The following is a 13327-nucleotide window of genomic DNA, read 5'->3' on the forward strand; positions in this document are numbered from 1 at the left end:
GCTTTAGTCTGCACGCGTTGCAGGAGGCTTCAGGATGTCTCTCGCGGAGGATGGTCGCCCGCTCTCGCTGACGTGGCATTACACGCCCCGGGAGATCGTCGCCGACGGTGTGATACATGGGCTCGGGGTCGTCCTGGGCCTCGCCGGTGCCGTGGCACTGGTGGCGGTGGCGCTGACGGCGCATCTCGGTCTGGGCGAGCGGGTCGCGGTCGCCGTCTACGCGACCGCCCTGGTGCTGATGCTCGGCGTCTCGGCCCTGTACAACCTGTACCCGGTCAGCCCGCGCAAATGGCTGCTGCGCCGGGCGGACCATGCCCTGATCTACCTGATGATCGCCGGCACCTACACGCCCCTGGTCGCTCTCGTCGGGTCTGGGCCGCGCGCCTATCTTTTGCTGGCCATGATCTGGGCGGTCGCGCTGGTCGGGATCGCCGTCAAGCTGTTCCTGCCCGGGCGGTTCGACCGGCTTTCCATCGGTCTCTACCTCATGCTCGGCTGGAGCGGCCTGTTCGCATATGAATCCGTGATCGCGAGCCTTCAGCCGACGGCCCTGTGGCTCCTAGCGATCGGCGGCGCGCTCTACTCGATCGGTGTGGTGTTTCACATCTGGCGCACCCTGCCCTTCCAGAACGCGATCTGGCACGGCTTCGTGCTCGCGGCGACCGCCTGCCATTACGGGACCATCTGGGCCAGTCTGAACGGGCTGCCGCTGACGTGACTTGTTTTGGAGGCAGTAAAACTCCAGTTACCTTCTCGATGAAAAGCTTGCGGCGACCGAGCTGCCTTTAAGAGCCTCACGACCATCGGCGCTCCATAAATCCCGGGACAGTTTTCACCGGGAGCGATACCGTGGTCGCCAAGTCGAACGACGCTCGATCCGCCGAGCGTTACCGGATCCTGCACATCTTCCGGGCCCCCGTCGGGGGGCTCTTCCGCCACGTCATGGATCTGGCCCGCCTTCAGGCTGCGGCGGGACACGCGGTCGGCATCGTCTGCGACTCGACGACAGGCGGCGAGCGTGGCGAACAGGCGCTCGCCGACCTTCTGCCCAGCCTCGAACTCGGCCTCGTCCGGATCCCGATGCGGCGCAATCCGGATCGATCGGACTGGACGTGCCTGAAGGCGGTCGGCCGGCGGGCCGCCTTGGTCGGGGCCGATGTCCTCCACGGCCACGGCGCAAAGGGCGGTGCCTACGCGCGGCTCGCCCGGGGAAGCGCGGCGATCCGCAGCTACACCCCGCATGGCGGCAGCTACAATTATCGACCCGGCAGTGCGCTGCATCGCCTCTACATGGGCGCCGAGGCTATTCTCGCCCGCCGGACAGACGCGTTCCTGTTCGAGAGCGAGTATGTCGCCGGGCGGCACCGAAGCTTCGTCGGCGGACCGGAGCAGGTCACCCGCATCGTCCACAACGGCCTCGCCGACGCGGAATTCTCTCCGGTCGACCGCGTCCCTGATCCGTTCGACCTGCTCTATGTCGGCGAATTGCGGGAGGCCAAGGGCCTGCCGTACCTGCTTGAAGCCCTCGTCCGGCTCCGGGCGGAAGGACGGGCGCTGCGGCTGCTGTTGGTCGGCTCGGGGCCGGACGCCGAGATCCTGCGGGAGACCGTCGACCGCCTCGGGCTCGGCGGCGCCGTCTCCTTCGAGCCCCCGCAGGCGATCCGATCCGTCCTGGCGCGCGGCCGGATCCTGGTGGTTCCGTCCCTTGCGGAATCGCTGCCCTACGTGGTCCTCGAGGCCGCGGCCGCGGGGCAGCCGCTGGTGGCGACCCGGGTCGGCGGCATCCCTGAGATCTTCGGACAGGCCGCGGACGATCTCATCCCCGCTCGGGACCCCGCGGCCCTCGCCTCCGGTATCCGGCGCGTCCTCGATGAGGCGCCCGAGGTGCTCGCCGCCCAGGTGCGGGCGCTCAGCGCTTCGGTCCATGAGCGCTTCTCCCTGGACCGCATGGGCGGCGAAGTGATCTCGGGCTACGCCGCCGCGTTCCAGGCCCGTGCCGACCGTCGTGCCGTCAAGGTGCCGGAGATCGCCGGGGCGCGGACCGCCTGATCCTCACCACCGGAACGTGATGACAAGCCGCCCGCCCGCAGCGATCGAGATCGTCGCGGGCGGCTCGCTCTTAAGTCTTCCGACAATGCCCCATGCCAAGCTGCGCGTGCGGAAGCCGCCAACGGGCGTGGAAGAGGGCCGTTCGATGAGTGCGTTCGACATCCGCGATCTCCTGGAGGCAGCCACACCGCTCGATACGCAATCCGCGCATCGTGCCGACCACGCGGTTCCGCTGGCCGAGACGTCCCTGCCCCGCGCGACCGCGATTTCCCCGGTCGTGGTGGCAGGGCTGGTTCGTGCTTTAGAATGCACTCTGATCTTCGGCCTCGGCGCGCTCCTGCACTTTCTGATGCTGCGCGGGCTTGTCCCGTTCGGCCTGACCTATGCCGGCGCGATCGGGCTGATCGCGGTGATCACGGTGGCGCTCATCCAAACGGCGGGCTGTTACCGCATCGCCGCGTTCCGTGCCGTCTTGAAATCCGCGTTTCGGCTCATCACCGCGTGGTCACTGACCTTCCTGATGGTTGCCGCCGGGTTGGTCTTGGCCAAGGTCGCCGATCACTATTCCCGGCTGTGGCTCGCGACCTTCTACGGCACGGGCCTCGCCATGCTGCTCATCGGCCGCTTCGTTCTCTACCGGGTGGTCGACGCCCAGACCCGGGCCGGCCGATTCGACCGGCGCACCGCGATCGTCGGCGGAGGAAAGCCGGCCGAGGATCTGATCGCCGCTCTGGAGACGCAGAGCGACAGCGGCATCCGCATCGTCGGCGTCTTCGACGACCGCAACACCGACCGTTCCTCGGATGTGGTGGCGGGGCATCCGAAGCTCGGCAACGTCGACGATCTCGTGGCCTATGCCCGGAATGCGCGGCTCGATCTGATCGTCTTCACCATCCCGATCACCGCCGAGGCGCGCATCCTGCAGATGCTCGCCAAGCTGTGGGTTCTGCCGATCGACATCCGGCTCTCGGCTCACGCGGCCAAGCTGCGCCTGCGTCCCCGCAGCTACTCCTATCTCGGCTCGGTGCCGGTGCTCGACGTGTTCGACAAGCCGATCGCCGACTGGGATGTGGTGGTGAAGGCGCTGTTCGACCGTTGCGTCGGCTTGTTGATGCTGCTCGCCCTGTCGCCGATCATGCTGGCCGTGGCTCTCGCCGTGCGCCTGACCTCCCGCGGACCGGTGCTGTTCCGTCAGAAGCGGCATGGCTTCAACAACGAACTGATCGAGGTCTTCAAATTCCGCTCGATGTATGTCGATCAATGCGACGCCGGGGCGGCCAGGATGGTGACCCGCGGCGACCCGCGGGTGACGCCGGTCGGCCGGTTCATCCGCAAGACCTCGCTCGACGAATTGCCGCAGCTCTTCAACGTGCTGAAGGGCGACCTCTCGCTCGTTGGCCCGCGGCCGCACGCGCTGCAGGCCAAGGCCGCCAACACCCTGTACGATCAAGTGGTCGACGGTTACTTCGCCCGGCATAAGGTGAAGCCCGGCATCACCGGCTGGGCTCAGATCAACGGCTGGCGCGGCGAGACCGACACGTCGGAGAAGCTGCAGCGCCGGGTCGAGCACGACCTCCACTACATAGAGAACTGGTCGGTTCTCCTCGATCTGCAGATCCTGGCGACGACGCCGTTCGCTCTGCTCAAGACCGAGAACGCCTACTGACCGCGCCGGCGCGGCCCCGATCGGATCCCGATCGGGGCGACGTCGTGCCCGCTACGGCAGCGCGCCAGCCTTCTCCTTGGCCTTCATGATCGTGTCGCGGCAGCCCTGGGCGTCGCCGGCCTTGTCTTGCTGACCGGCTTTCGCGACCAGCTTCTTGGCCTCCTCGACGCCCGCGGCGGTCGGTTTGACGCTGGCATCCCCCTCGGTGAGGGCTGGCGGCTTGTCGAGCGCCTTGGGCGAATCGGAAGAGGTCGGACCGCCGGGCGGCGTCTTGCCCGTCACCGCGACAGCCCCGGCGCTGTCGAGTCGCCGCTGCAGGGTACTGACCTCGTCGGCGCACGGTGTCGCGAGGGCGGGCGTGGCTGCGGCGAGCGTGAGCGCTGCGACGGCAAAACGGAACATCATGAAGTCAGGTCTCCAGGCGGTAGGGCGCATCCGGCGCGCGAACCCCGACGGGGCGGCGGGCGCGACTCACCGAGGAGACGCCGGGCGCACAGGCGCGTTCCCGAGACAGGAGGCCGCATGGCAGAGCCCAAAAACGCGGCCGGGCGCCCCGTGCGGCCCGAAGACCGCCGGGGCGCCCGGCCGCGTTGCCTGCGGCGTCAGTACTTGCGGATGATCGGCTCCGGCGCCATCGGCACCGGGTCGGGGCCGAAGCGGTAGGTCAGGCCGGCATAGACCGAGAGTGGCTGCGCCAGGGTCGTCGTCCGCGGATCGTTGATCGACAGGTTGCCGGCGACCGCACCCGTCTCGGCGAAGGTGCCGAATGTCGCGTAGCGGTTGTTGGTCAGGTTGGTGATCAGCCCGAAGATCTCCAGGTTCTTGGTTACCTGGTACTTCGTCGTGAAATTCATCACGTAGTAGGCCGGCAGCTTGCGGTTCAGGTTCGAATCGTCCCCCCGGAAGTAGGACGACGAGAATGCCGAGACGTTGAGGCCGAAGCGCCATTTCGGGGTGATGTTGTACTCGAATCCCGCCTTGATCTGGTGATCCGGGATCAGCGGGATCTTGTTGCCCTTCTTGACGAAGATCGCGCCGTCGTCGGACAAGGGGTTATTCGGCGACGATAGCGTGTCGTTGAACTGGTAGGTCGCATCGATCAGGGCGTAGTTGGCGTAGACCAGCAGATCCGGGTTGACGACGTATTCGGCGCTGACCTCGATGCCCTGGCGGCGAGTCGCCGGCACGTTGGTGTAGTAGGCGCGCGCGGCGTTGCCCGCGACCGCGATCTGGATGATGTCGTTCTTGAGGTCGGTGCGGAAGACGCCGGCCTTGTAGGTCAGGTTGCCGCCCGAGAGGAAGTTCGGGATCACGCCCCGGAAACCGACTTCGTAGGTTTGGCCGGTCACCTGCTTCAGCGGCGGATCGGCGACCAGCGAATTCGGCAGTAGGCACGGCTGGTTCGGGTTCGCGCAGGCGAGTTCCAGCGGCGTCGGCGCACGGTTCGATTCCGAGTAGCTCCCGTAGAGGTTGAGTGCCGGGTCGAACTGATAGGTCAGGCCCGCCAGCGGATTGACCTTGAGGTACTCGTTCGTGGCGTTCACGTCCGGCGAGAAGCCGGTGAGGTCGCGCGTCTGGATGTGCGCGTAGTTGAGCCGGAAGCCGGCGGTGAGCGACAGCCGGTCGGTCACGTCGAGCGTGTCGGTCGCGTAGAGGCCGAGATAGAGGTTCGAGCCCTGGACGGAGGTCGGCGCGATGCCGATCGCGGCGAGCGACCGGATCATCTCGGTGCCCAGGCCAGGGATGGTTCCGTAATACGGGTTGTTCGGGTCGACGGTGATCGACAGGTTCGGGTTGATGACGCCGAGCTGGCTTTGCGACTTGAACGAGAAGTCGGCCGCGTCGACGCTGCCGCCGATCACGAAGGTGTTTGGCAGGCCGAAGATCCGATCGCGGTTGGCCGCTTGGAGCGAGCCGCCGTAGCCGGTCGCCTGTGTCTGCGTGGTGTCGATCGTCCCGTAGGGAATGTTGGCTCGGTATGGGATCCGCTGGTTCTGTTGGCCGAGGATCAGGAACTGGTTGCGGAAGGCCAACTGCGACTGGCCGGCCGACGGGCTGAAGCCGTCATCCTGATAACAGAGGAAGCCGCGGAAGCTTGACCGCGAGCTGCACTGCTCGAAGTTGCCATCGTTGCCGTCCACGTAGGACTCGCTGAACCGGCGGAAGTATGCGTTGCCGGCGAGGTCCCAGGTGGGGGAGATGTCGACCCGGCCGGTGAGCTGGATCGTGCCGACCTGCGTGGTCTGGGTCTGCGGGTAGGTGAAGATCGCCCGGGGATCGACATGAGTGAAATCCACCGGGGTCGCGGCGGCGGCTCCGTAGAAGCTGCGCGCGGCCAGCCCGATCAGGTGGAACTCCGAGTCCTGCGAGCGGTAGCCGAGATCGGCGTAGAGGCGGCCGATCGTGCTCGGATTCTCATAGCGCCAGCCGCGGTCGTTCAGGCCGTCGCCGGTGAAGTAGAAGCTCCAGTTATCGGAGATTTTACCGTACTGGAGATTGCCGGCCACGCGCCCATCGGACCCGCCGAAGGCGGTGATTTCGGTACCCTGCCAAGTGAAGCCGTTCTTCATCTGGATGTTGACCGCACCGCCGATGGCGTTGAGGCCGAAGGCCGGGTTTCCGGTGACCACATCGATGCGCTGAACGGCCTGTGGCGGGATCAGGTCGAAGTTGACGACGTCGCCGAACGCCTCGTTGATGCGGATGCCGTTCTGGTAGACCGCCAGACCCTGCGGAACGCCCTGCACCGAAGACGCGGTGAAACCACGATAGGTGACGTCGACCCGGTTCGAGTTGCCCTGAGAGTCGGACAGGTTGATGCCGGGGGTTTCCCGGGCGAACGTCGCGATGATGTTGTCGGTGCCACGGTCGACGTCGATCTGCCGGGGCGTGATGGTCTCGACCGTGCTGGGGATCTTGTTGAGCGGCTGCTCCGAGCCGCGCAGGCGCACGCTGCCGGGGGCGACGGGGACGGTCGGGGCGATCCGCGCAGCCTGATCGAGGTTCAGCGCGCCGCTCGAATTGCCGCCGCCGGCACCGACGGGCGACGTTGAAACGACGCTGATCTCGCCCAAGGTCACCGATTGCTGGGCCTTTACTGTGCCCGGAGCGACCGTGATCGCAAAGACTGAAGCAGACGCGAGCAAGCCGCTCCGAAGCGCCCGACGTGACATTCCGATTCCCCTGCCTTGAGACCCGCATCCGGTTGTTCCGGGCTTGGCGGTACTCTTGGCCGGTATAGTGAAGGTTCACAATCGGACGCAGCGGACGCGACGAGCTTTTGGACGCCCTTTCTGTCTACGAATGCCCAAACTCTCGGCCGCGTGGCCGGACCGCAACAGTTTGTACTGCAAAAACAACGACTTGCGGAGTATTCGGCAAGGGGTTCCGGGATAATTAGGCAAGTCGTGATCGACGCGTTTGCGGGCGATCACAGATGGGTCTGAATCATCCGGGCGATCTCGCCGAGCCGCTGTTCGAGGAGCTGCGGCACCTCGCAGACATAGGTGAGCGATTGGCTGCGCTCCTGGAAGATGCGGCGGTCCCAGGCGAACTTCGTTTCCAGGTCGGTCTGGTCCTTGGGCAGCTCCGTGGCGTCCGTCGCGCTCGGCGCATCCTTGGTCTGGCTGACCTTGTCGGCCTCGTCGCGGATGCGCTCCGCCATGCGGCGCTGGCCCTGGGCGTAGCGGGCGATGCCGCCCACCACCTTGTCGCGCTCGCCGTTGATGACCTCGAAGACGCCCGCGTAGACCCGGGTCAGGGCCTTGTCCTTGGCGTCCTTGTCGGTGCCGAACTTGCCCGCGAAGGCGTCCAGCAGCGGGTCGACCTGCGACAGGTCGGTGCGCCGCGAGGCGATCTTCTGCGCCAGCACGGCGGCGTCGTTGTCGCTGCCCCAGTCTCCCGCCGCCGCGATGTCCGGTCCGGTCCAGAACTGGCCGGGACTCAAGGTCGCGATCTTGCGCTGGACGCAGGGCCAGTCCGGATCGGGCTTGGGTTGCGCCAGGGCCGGGCCGGCCAGGAGGGCCAGCCCGAAGGCGCTGCCCAGGAGGGGGGAGATGAGACGGGTCATCGAAACGGGCTCCATCAGGGGGTCTCGCCGGCCGGGCCGCCGCGCCGGGCCATGATGCCGCGGCCGGGATCGTAGGCGACCACCGCCATGCCGAAGAAGGCGAGCGTCACGCCCACCACGACGGCGCAGGCCACGGGCTCGAACTGGACGTAGAGGGCGTAGCGGACGAGCTGGACCGCGTGGCTGAACGGGTTCAGCTCGCAGATCCAGTAGAGCGTCTCGGAGGATTCCCGGATCCGCCACAGGGGGTAGAGGGCCGAGGAGGCGAAGAACATCGGAAAGATCACGAAGTTCATCACGCTGGCGAAGTTCTCCAGCTGGCGCACCAGCGAGGACAGGAACAGGCCGATCGCCCCGAGCATCAGCCCCGAAGCCAGGAAGGCCGGGAGTGCCGTCAGGTAGCCGAGCGGCGGGATGTCGGTCTCCCAGAAATACGCCACCGCCAGGAAGGCGTAGGCCTGCACGATCGACACCGAGACGCCCGCGATCAGCTTGGCCAGCAGCAGCAGCCACCGGGGATAGGGCGAGGTCAGTAGCACCTTCATCGAGCCGACCTCGCGGTCATAGACCATCGAGAGCGACGATTGCATGCCGTTGAACAGCTGGATCATCACGGCGAGGCCGGGCACCACGTAGACCTCGTAGAGCACGTAGGTCTGGTAGGGCGGTTCGATCGAGACGCCGAGGGTGTTGCGGAACCCCGCCGCGAAGATGAACAGCCAGACCAGCGGCCGGACGAGGGCCGAGAAGAATCGCTCCTTTTGATTGAAGAACCGCAGCAATTCGCGTCGGACGATGCCCCCGAGGCAGATCAGGTAGCCGACCGTGTCGAGACGGCCGATCCGGTCCGGTGCGGTGCGAGGGGCTACCGCCGTGACCGGTGTGGAGACATGCGTCGGCGCAGTCATTCCTGCTTCCCTCGGTCCTGCGATGTGCCGCCCGTTCGCACCGTCATGCCGCCGCCCTCCCCGGTTCCGAGATGATACGGCGGAATGCGTCGGCGAGAGCCTCGTCGGGCGCGCCGATATCGCCGGCCCGCCCCCGGGCGACGATCCGGCCGCGATGGAGCACGATCGCGTCGTCCTCGGGTGAAATCTCCTCGAAGATGTGGGTCGCCCAGAGGACCGACAGGCCCTCCTCGCGGACCAGGGCCCGCACGATCGCGACGATGTCGGTCCGCGATTCGAGATCGAGGCCCACCGTCGGTTCGTCGAGGAGCAGCAGATCCGGCCGGTGGATCAGCGAGCGCGCGATCTCGATACGGCGCGACTGGCCCCCCGAGAGCGTCCGCACCTTGTCGTGGCGTCGGTCGGAAAGTCCGACCCGGTCGAGGAGCACCCCCACGCGCTCCTTGCCGGCGCTGCGTGTGATGCCGTGCAGGCTCGCGTGGTACAGGAGGTTCTGTTCGACGGTCAGGTCGGTATCGAGGGTGCGTGCCTGGAACACCACGCCGAGCCGGGCAAGCGCCCGCGAGGGCTCGCGATTGAGCGCGTGGCCGAAGATCGAGACCTGCCCGGTCTGGTTATTGTAGAGGCGAGTGATCACCGAGAACAAGGTCGTCTTGCCGGCGCCGTTCGGCCCGAGCAGGGCCGCGAAGCGCCCGCGCCCCACGTCGAGCGAGACGTCGTCGAGGGCGGCCCGGGCGCCGAAGCGGTGGCCGACATGCGCGACCCGAAGCGCCGCCTCGCCGCTCATCGGCCGAGCACCAATCGGGCATCGGCGACGGCGTCGAGGCACTCGTCGAACTCGCCCTCCTTCTGCTCCCGTTCGGCGACGCGCAGGGCCTTGCGGAGCTTGGGCAACGAAGCCTCGGGCGGATTGAGCGCCAGGGCGTCGCGGATCATCGTGATGCCCTCGGCGCAGGCCGACGCATCGTCGGCGGCGAGCGCCGGTCCGGCGCACAGGAGAGCCGAGGCGAGGAGGATCGTGCGCATCACTTCACCGTCAGCGTACCGGTCATGCCCTTGGCCTCCAGGCCGTGCGCCGCCCAGGTGTAGGTGCCCGGTTTGATCGCCACGAACTCGATGGCGATCTCGCCCGGGTCGTCGAACTCCAGATGGTCGGGCGGCCCGCCACCGTGGATCTCCTTGTGCTCGATCACGATCTGATTGAACCAGATGTACCGGAAGAACTCCGGAGCATAGAATTTGTATTCCTGATGCCCCTTGGCGACGATGCGCAGCCGGTAGGCCTTGCCGGATTCGAGGGTGATGTCCTTGTTCTCGACCGTGAAATCGTTGCCCTGGTCGTCGCCGAGGACGAGGTCGGGCAGGTTCTCCCGCTTCTTGGTGAGGTCGAGCGCCAAGGCCGGACCGGCCGCGAGCAGCCCCGCGCAGGCGAGCGCCGCCAATCGAACCATTCGCATCGTGTCGCTTCCCACCCTGTGCCGCCGGTGAGGCGGTCTTGATTGCTGCAGCTCCGGATCAATTCGGCGAGATCGCCACGCCCCAGGGCAGCAGGCCCACCGGGATGCTCTTGATCACCTTCTCGGAGGCCACGTCGATCACCGAGACATCGTTGGACGTGCCGTTCGTGGTGAAGAGCTGCTTCTGATCCGGCGTGAAGGCGAGCTGCCAGACGCGCTGACCCACGGGCAGGTACTTCTCGACCGCGTAGGTCTTGGCGTCGACGACCGCGACGCGGTTGGCGGGACCGAGTGCCACGAAGGCCTTGGTCCCGTCCTTGGTGATCCGGATGCCGACGGGTTGGATCGCCTCGTCGTTGACGCTCGGGATCTTGAAGGTGATTTTCTTGATGACCCGGCGCTGTGCCACATCGATTACGCTCACCGTGCCGCCGACCTCAGCCGAGACCCAGAGGAACTTGCCGTCGGCGGTGAACTCGGCGAAGCGCGGCCGTGCATCCACCAGCACATTGTCGATGACCTGAAACGTCTTGGTGTCGATGAAATGGGCCATGTTGGTGGTCTCGGAGGTGTTGACCAGGACCTTCCCGTCCGGCGAAAGGCCCATCCCCTCCGGCTCGACACCGACCGGCACCTCGGCCAGGACCTTGTTCTTCTCGATGTCGATGATCGTGACCTGGCTATCGTCCTCGTTGGCGACGTAGAGCGGGTTGCCCGAGGCATCGAGGATGAACTGCTCCGGATCCGGCCCGGAGCGGAGCGAGCGGACCACCTTGCCGGAACTGGTGTCGAGCACGTCGATCCGATCATCGTCGCTCGCGCAGACGAACAGCTCCTTGCCGTCCTTGGACAGGGTCACGCCCCGTGGGCGCCGGCCGACCTTCCACGTGGCGGTCACCGCCATGGTGTTGGAGTCGATCACGCTGACCGAATTGCCCTTCTCGTTGGTGACGTAGGCGGTGAAGGCGGCAGCCGGACCGCAAAGAGCGACCCACGTACCGAGGGCGACAACGCTCAGTCCTGCCTCGATGCGGCGGCTCATGCCATTCCCTTCCCTTGCGTCTTCCGGGCGTCCCGCGTGGCCGTTCTCCCCGGGGACGTTCTCGCGGGCCGATTGTAGTGCGATATCCGCGCGTTGCGAGGGCATGGGCCGCTCGTCAACGCCGCAGGGTTCCGATCACTTGAACTTGCAGGTCGTCTCCGGGAGATCCACCCCCAACGTGTCGAGCGGCGTGCGCTGGTGCAGGAACCCCTGCTCCGGCGCCACCGACACCAGCGCCTTGGGCTGAACCACGATGATCGCCTGTCGCAGCTGGTGATCCCAGGGGCGGAAGCTCAGCGGCACGCCCTTGTAGGCCGGCAGGGTGAAGGCCGGCTCGGCCAGGAACGGGGCGATCACCGCAGGATCGTTGGTCTTCTTGGCAGTCACCGCCTCGCCCACCGTCCGCACCGCGGCCCAGACCTGATAGTCGAGCGGCCGCATCAGCCGGCCGGCGAGGCGGCGGAACCGGTTCTGCGCCTGCGCGGCGCCCCAGGTCTCCAGCACGGGGGACCACGTGGTCGGGGTCAGCGCCTGCGTGCCGCCGACCGGCCGGGGATCGACCGTGCGGTACGGGACGTAATCCCCCCAGTCGCCCTCCTCGTCGGCCACGATCGCCATGTCGTAGTCGAGCCCCCGGGTGAAGACCATCGCCTCCGCGCGGGTCGGCGTGTCGCCGCGCGCCTTGGCCAGGGGTCCGAAGGTCCACGGCTTTTCCGCCGTGATCTTGAGCGCGAATTTCCGCGCGGAGTTGCGGACCGCGTCGGCGTAGGCCTTGTCGGCGTCGGTTGGGCCGACGATCAGAAAAATCTTCCGCCAGCGCATGACCGTCAGGTACTGCGCCAGGGCGTCGGTGAGCATCGCCCGGGATGGCAGGATGTGGAACACGTTGGCCCGGCACTCGGCCCCGCGCAGCCGGTCGTCCGGCGCGCCGGCATTGAGGACCACGGCGCCCGTATCCTTCACCGCGTCCGAAACGGCCAGAACGGCATCGGCGGGGAGCGCCAGGACCAGATAGCGGATGCCCTTGCCGACGAGTTCCTTGGCGGCGGCGACCGGATCCGGCTTGTCGTCGGTCAGCGCCACGTCGTCGAGCGCGTAGGTCTGCTTGGTGAAGCGGCCGGTCGTGTTGTTGTCGGCGATGCCCATCTTGGCGCCGGCGAGTCCCTCGTCCTCGGGGGCGGCCTCGGCGTCGTAGGAGGACGGGGCGGGCTGGGGCCGGTAGATCAATCCGACGTGAGTTTCGATCGATGCCGGTGCCGGCTGCTGCGCCTGCGCGGCGAGCGGCATCAGCGCCACGAGGGCGAGGCCTGTCCGAATCCGCCGCCGCAACGGCCGACGGACGCGTATCTCGGCTGCAGGATTGTGCATAGGCACGGCCTCTACCAGTTTCCGTCCCGACGGCTCAATCGCGGTCTGTCGTTGCGCCGTTCACATCCCGACGAGCGCGTGAGCGACCGTGCGTAAGCCCCTCGTGGATCAGGCCGACCGGGAAGTACATTGCCAAAGTGTCCCGTCGCCCGACCTATGCTCCGATCGAGGCCGTCCGAAGCGGCCGGATCGTCGAGAGGAACGCCCCGCCCATGCGTCACCTGTCCCTTCGCGCTGCCACTGCCTGCGGTCTCCTCGCCCTCGGGGGTGTCCTGCCCAGCGCCGCGCAGGCTGCCGAGAAAGCCGCCGTATTCCCGGTGGAGCTGTTCGAGCCGGGCGCCTCCTACGGTGCCAGGGCGCGGCCGGCCGACACCCGGAAGCTGACCCTCGTGACCGACGAGTTGCGCAAGGCGCTGCACGATCAGGCTGGGCTGGAGATCGTCGACACGGCACCGAAGGCCGACACCGTGGCCAAGGAAGGGCCGCTCTACAAGTGCGACGGCTGCGCGGCCGACATAGGCAAGAGCCTGGGTGCGGACCTCGTCGTGACGGGTTATGTGGATAAGGGGTCGGGCCAGATCTTCAACCTGAACGTCACCATCGCCGATGCCGAGACCGGCAAGGTGGTGCGCGGCGGGCAGGTCACGATCCGGGCCGACACCGACGATACCTGGGCCCACGCGATGCGCTGGGTGGTGAAGAACCGCCTGCTCGCCGAGCCGCTGCCCGGGAAGTCCTGACGCCGTCCGCAACCACCCTGAGCCATCC

At 67.1% G+C, this 13327-nt stretch carries 13 protein-coding genes; 4 read left to right on the forward strand and 9 right to left on the reverse strand.

The window, feature by feature from the left end; genetic code table 11:
- The first annotated feature begins 34 nt into the window (after window positions 1-34).
- The 3 genes from trhA (at window position 35) to MKK75_RS33050 (ending at window position 3715) form a co-directional block, all read left to right on the forward strand.
- Complete coding sequence (gene trhA, locus MKK75_RS33040; RefSeq protein ID WP_244046696.1) at window positions 35-718, forward strand: PAQR family membrane homeostasis protein TrhA; 684 nt, start codon at window positions 35-37, stop codon at window positions 716-718.
- A gap of 131 nt (window positions 719-849) precedes the next feature.
- Complete coding sequence (locus MKK75_RS33045; RefSeq protein WP_244046697.1) at window positions 850-2049, forward strand: glycosyltransferase family 4 protein; 1200 nt, start codon at window positions 850-852, stop codon at window positions 2047-2049.
- 145 nt (window positions 2050-2194) lie between these two features.
- Complete coding sequence (locus MKK75_RS33050) at window positions 2195-3715, forward strand: undecaprenyl-phosphate glucose phosphotransferase (protein WP_244046698.1); 1521 nt, start codon at window positions 2195-2197, stop codon at window positions 3713-3715.
- Window positions 3716-3766: 51 nt separating this feature from the next.
- On the opposite strand, the gene MKK75_RS33055 is transcribed toward MKK75_RS33050, so the two are convergent.
- The 9 genes from MKK75_RS33055 to MKK75_RS33095 all read right to left on the reverse strand — a co-directional run bounded on the left by MKK75_RS33055 (window position 3767) and on the right by MKK75_RS33095 (window position 12478).
- A complete protein-coding gene (locus tag MKK75_RS33055) occupies window positions 3767-4120 on the reverse strand; it encodes a hypothetical protein (RefSeq protein ID WP_244046699.1) in 354 nt (117 codons plus the stop codon).
- Between the two features lie 197 nt (window positions 4121-4317).
- Window positions 4318-6888, reverse strand: a complete 2571-nt coding sequence (locus tag MKK75_RS33060) for a TonB-dependent receptor (protein ID WP_244046700.1) — start codon at window positions 6886-6888, stop codon at window positions 4318-4320.
- A gap of 257 nt (window positions 6889-7145) precedes the next feature.
- Window positions 7146-7784: a hypothetical protein gene (locus MKK75_RS33065; RefSeq protein WP_244046701.1), complete on the reverse strand. Its 639-nt coding sequence runs from the start codon at window positions 7782-7784 to the stop codon at window positions 7146-7148.
- Window positions 7785-7798: 14 nt separating this feature from the next.
- Window positions 7799-8692, reverse strand: a complete 894-nt coding sequence (locus tag MKK75_RS33070) for an ABC transporter permease (RefSeq protein ID WP_244046702.1) — start codon at window positions 8690-8692, stop codon at window positions 7799-7801.
- 43 nt (window positions 8693-8735) lie between these two features.
- On the reverse strand, window positions 8736-9479 hold the full coding sequence (locus MKK75_RS33075) for an ABC transporter ATP-binding protein (protein WP_244046703.1): 744 nt from the start codon (window positions 9477-9479) through the stop codon (window positions 8736-8738).
- On the reverse strand, window positions 9476-9718 hold the full coding sequence (locus MKK75_RS33080) for a hypothetical protein (protein ID WP_244046704.1): 243 nt from the start codon (window positions 9716-9718) through the stop codon (window positions 9476-9478). Before MKK75_RS33080 ends, MKK75_RS33075 begins: the two co-directional genes overlap by 4 nt.
- Complete coding sequence (locus tag MKK75_RS33085; protein WP_244046865.1) at window positions 9718-10143, reverse strand: hypothetical protein; 426 nt, start codon at window positions 10141-10143, stop codon at window positions 9718-9720. Before MKK75_RS33085 ends, MKK75_RS33080 begins: the two co-directional genes overlap by 1 nt.
- A 64-nt stretch (window positions 10144-10207) precedes the next feature.
- Window positions 10208-11191, reverse strand: a complete 984-nt coding sequence (locus tag MKK75_RS33090; protein WP_244046705.1) for a YVTN family beta-propeller repeat protein — start codon at window positions 11189-11191, stop codon at window positions 10208-10210.
- Window positions 11192-11326: 135 nt separating this feature from the next.
- Window positions 11327-12478 carry an ABC transporter substrate-binding protein gene (locus MKK75_RS33095; protein WP_409567648.1) on the reverse strand — a complete coding sequence of 384 codons (1152 nt, stop codon included), beginning with the start codon at window positions 12476-12478 and terminating at the stop codon, window positions 11327-11329.
- Between the two features lie 293 nt (window positions 12479-12771).
- Between MKK75_RS33095 and MKK75_RS33100 the strand changes: the two genes are divergently transcribed.
- Complete coding sequence (locus MKK75_RS33100) at window positions 12772-13299, forward strand: DUF3280 domain-containing protein (RefSeq protein WP_244046707.1); 528 nt, start codon at window positions 12772-12774, stop codon at window positions 13297-13299.
- Window positions 13300-13327: the final 28 nt, after the last annotated feature.

Source organism: Methylobacterium sp. J-030 (genome assembly GCF_022829545.1).
Classification (GTDB): Bacteria; Pseudomonadota; Alphaproteobacteria; order Rhizobiales; family Beijerinckiaceae; genus Methylobacterium.

Excerpts from the sequence above, each read along its gene's own strand:
- trhA (WP_244046696.1), top strand. The coding sequence starts at position 35 with ATGTCTCTCGCGGAGGATGGTCGCCCGCTCTCGCTGACGTGGCATTAC.
- MKK75_RS33050 (WP_244046698.1), top strand. The coding sequence starts at position 2,195 with ATGAGTGCGTTCGACATCCGCGATCTCCTGGAGGCAGCCACACCGCTC.
- MKK75_RS33055 (WP_244046699.1), bottom strand. The coding sequence starts at position 4,120 with ATGATGTTCCGTTTTGCCGTCGCAGCGCTCACGCTCGCCGCAGCCACG.
- MKK75_RS33060 (WP_244046700.1), bottom strand. The coding sequence starts at position 6,888 with ATGTCACGTCGGGCGCTTCGGAGCGGCTTGCTCGCGTCTGCTTCAGTC.
- MKK75_RS33065 (WP_244046701.1), bottom strand. The coding sequence starts at position 7,784 with ATGACCCGTCTCATCTCCCCCCTCCTGGGCAGCGCCTTCGGGCTGGCC.
- MKK75_RS33070 (WP_244046702.1), bottom strand. The coding sequence starts at position 8,692 with ATGACTGCGCCGACGCATGTCTCCACACCGGTCACGGCGGTAGCCCCT.
- MKK75_RS33075 (WP_244046703.1), bottom strand. The coding sequence starts at position 9,479 with ATGAGCGGCGAGGCGGCGCTTCGGGTCGCGCATGTCGGCCACCGCTTC.
- MKK75_RS33080 (WP_244046704.1), bottom strand. The coding sequence starts at position 9,718 with ATGCGCACGATCCTCCTCGCCTCGGCTCTCCTGTGCGCCGGACCGGCG.
- MKK75_RS33085 (WP_244046865.1), bottom strand. The coding sequence starts at position 10,143 with ATGGTTCGATTGGCGGCGCTCGCCTGCGCGGGGCTGCTCGCGGCCGGT.
- MKK75_RS33090 (WP_244046705.1), bottom strand. The coding sequence starts at position 11,191 with ATGAGCCGCCGCATCGAGGCAGGACTGAGCGTTGTCGCCCTCGGTACG.
- MKK75_RS33095 (WP_409567648.1), bottom strand. The coding sequence starts at position 12,478 with ATGCCGCTCGCCGCGCAGGCGCAGCAGCCGGCACCGGCATCGATCGAA.
- MKK75_RS33100 (WP_244046707.1), top strand. The coding sequence starts at position 12,772 with ATGCGTCACCTGTCCCTTCGCGCTGCCACTGCCTGCGGTCTCCTCGCC.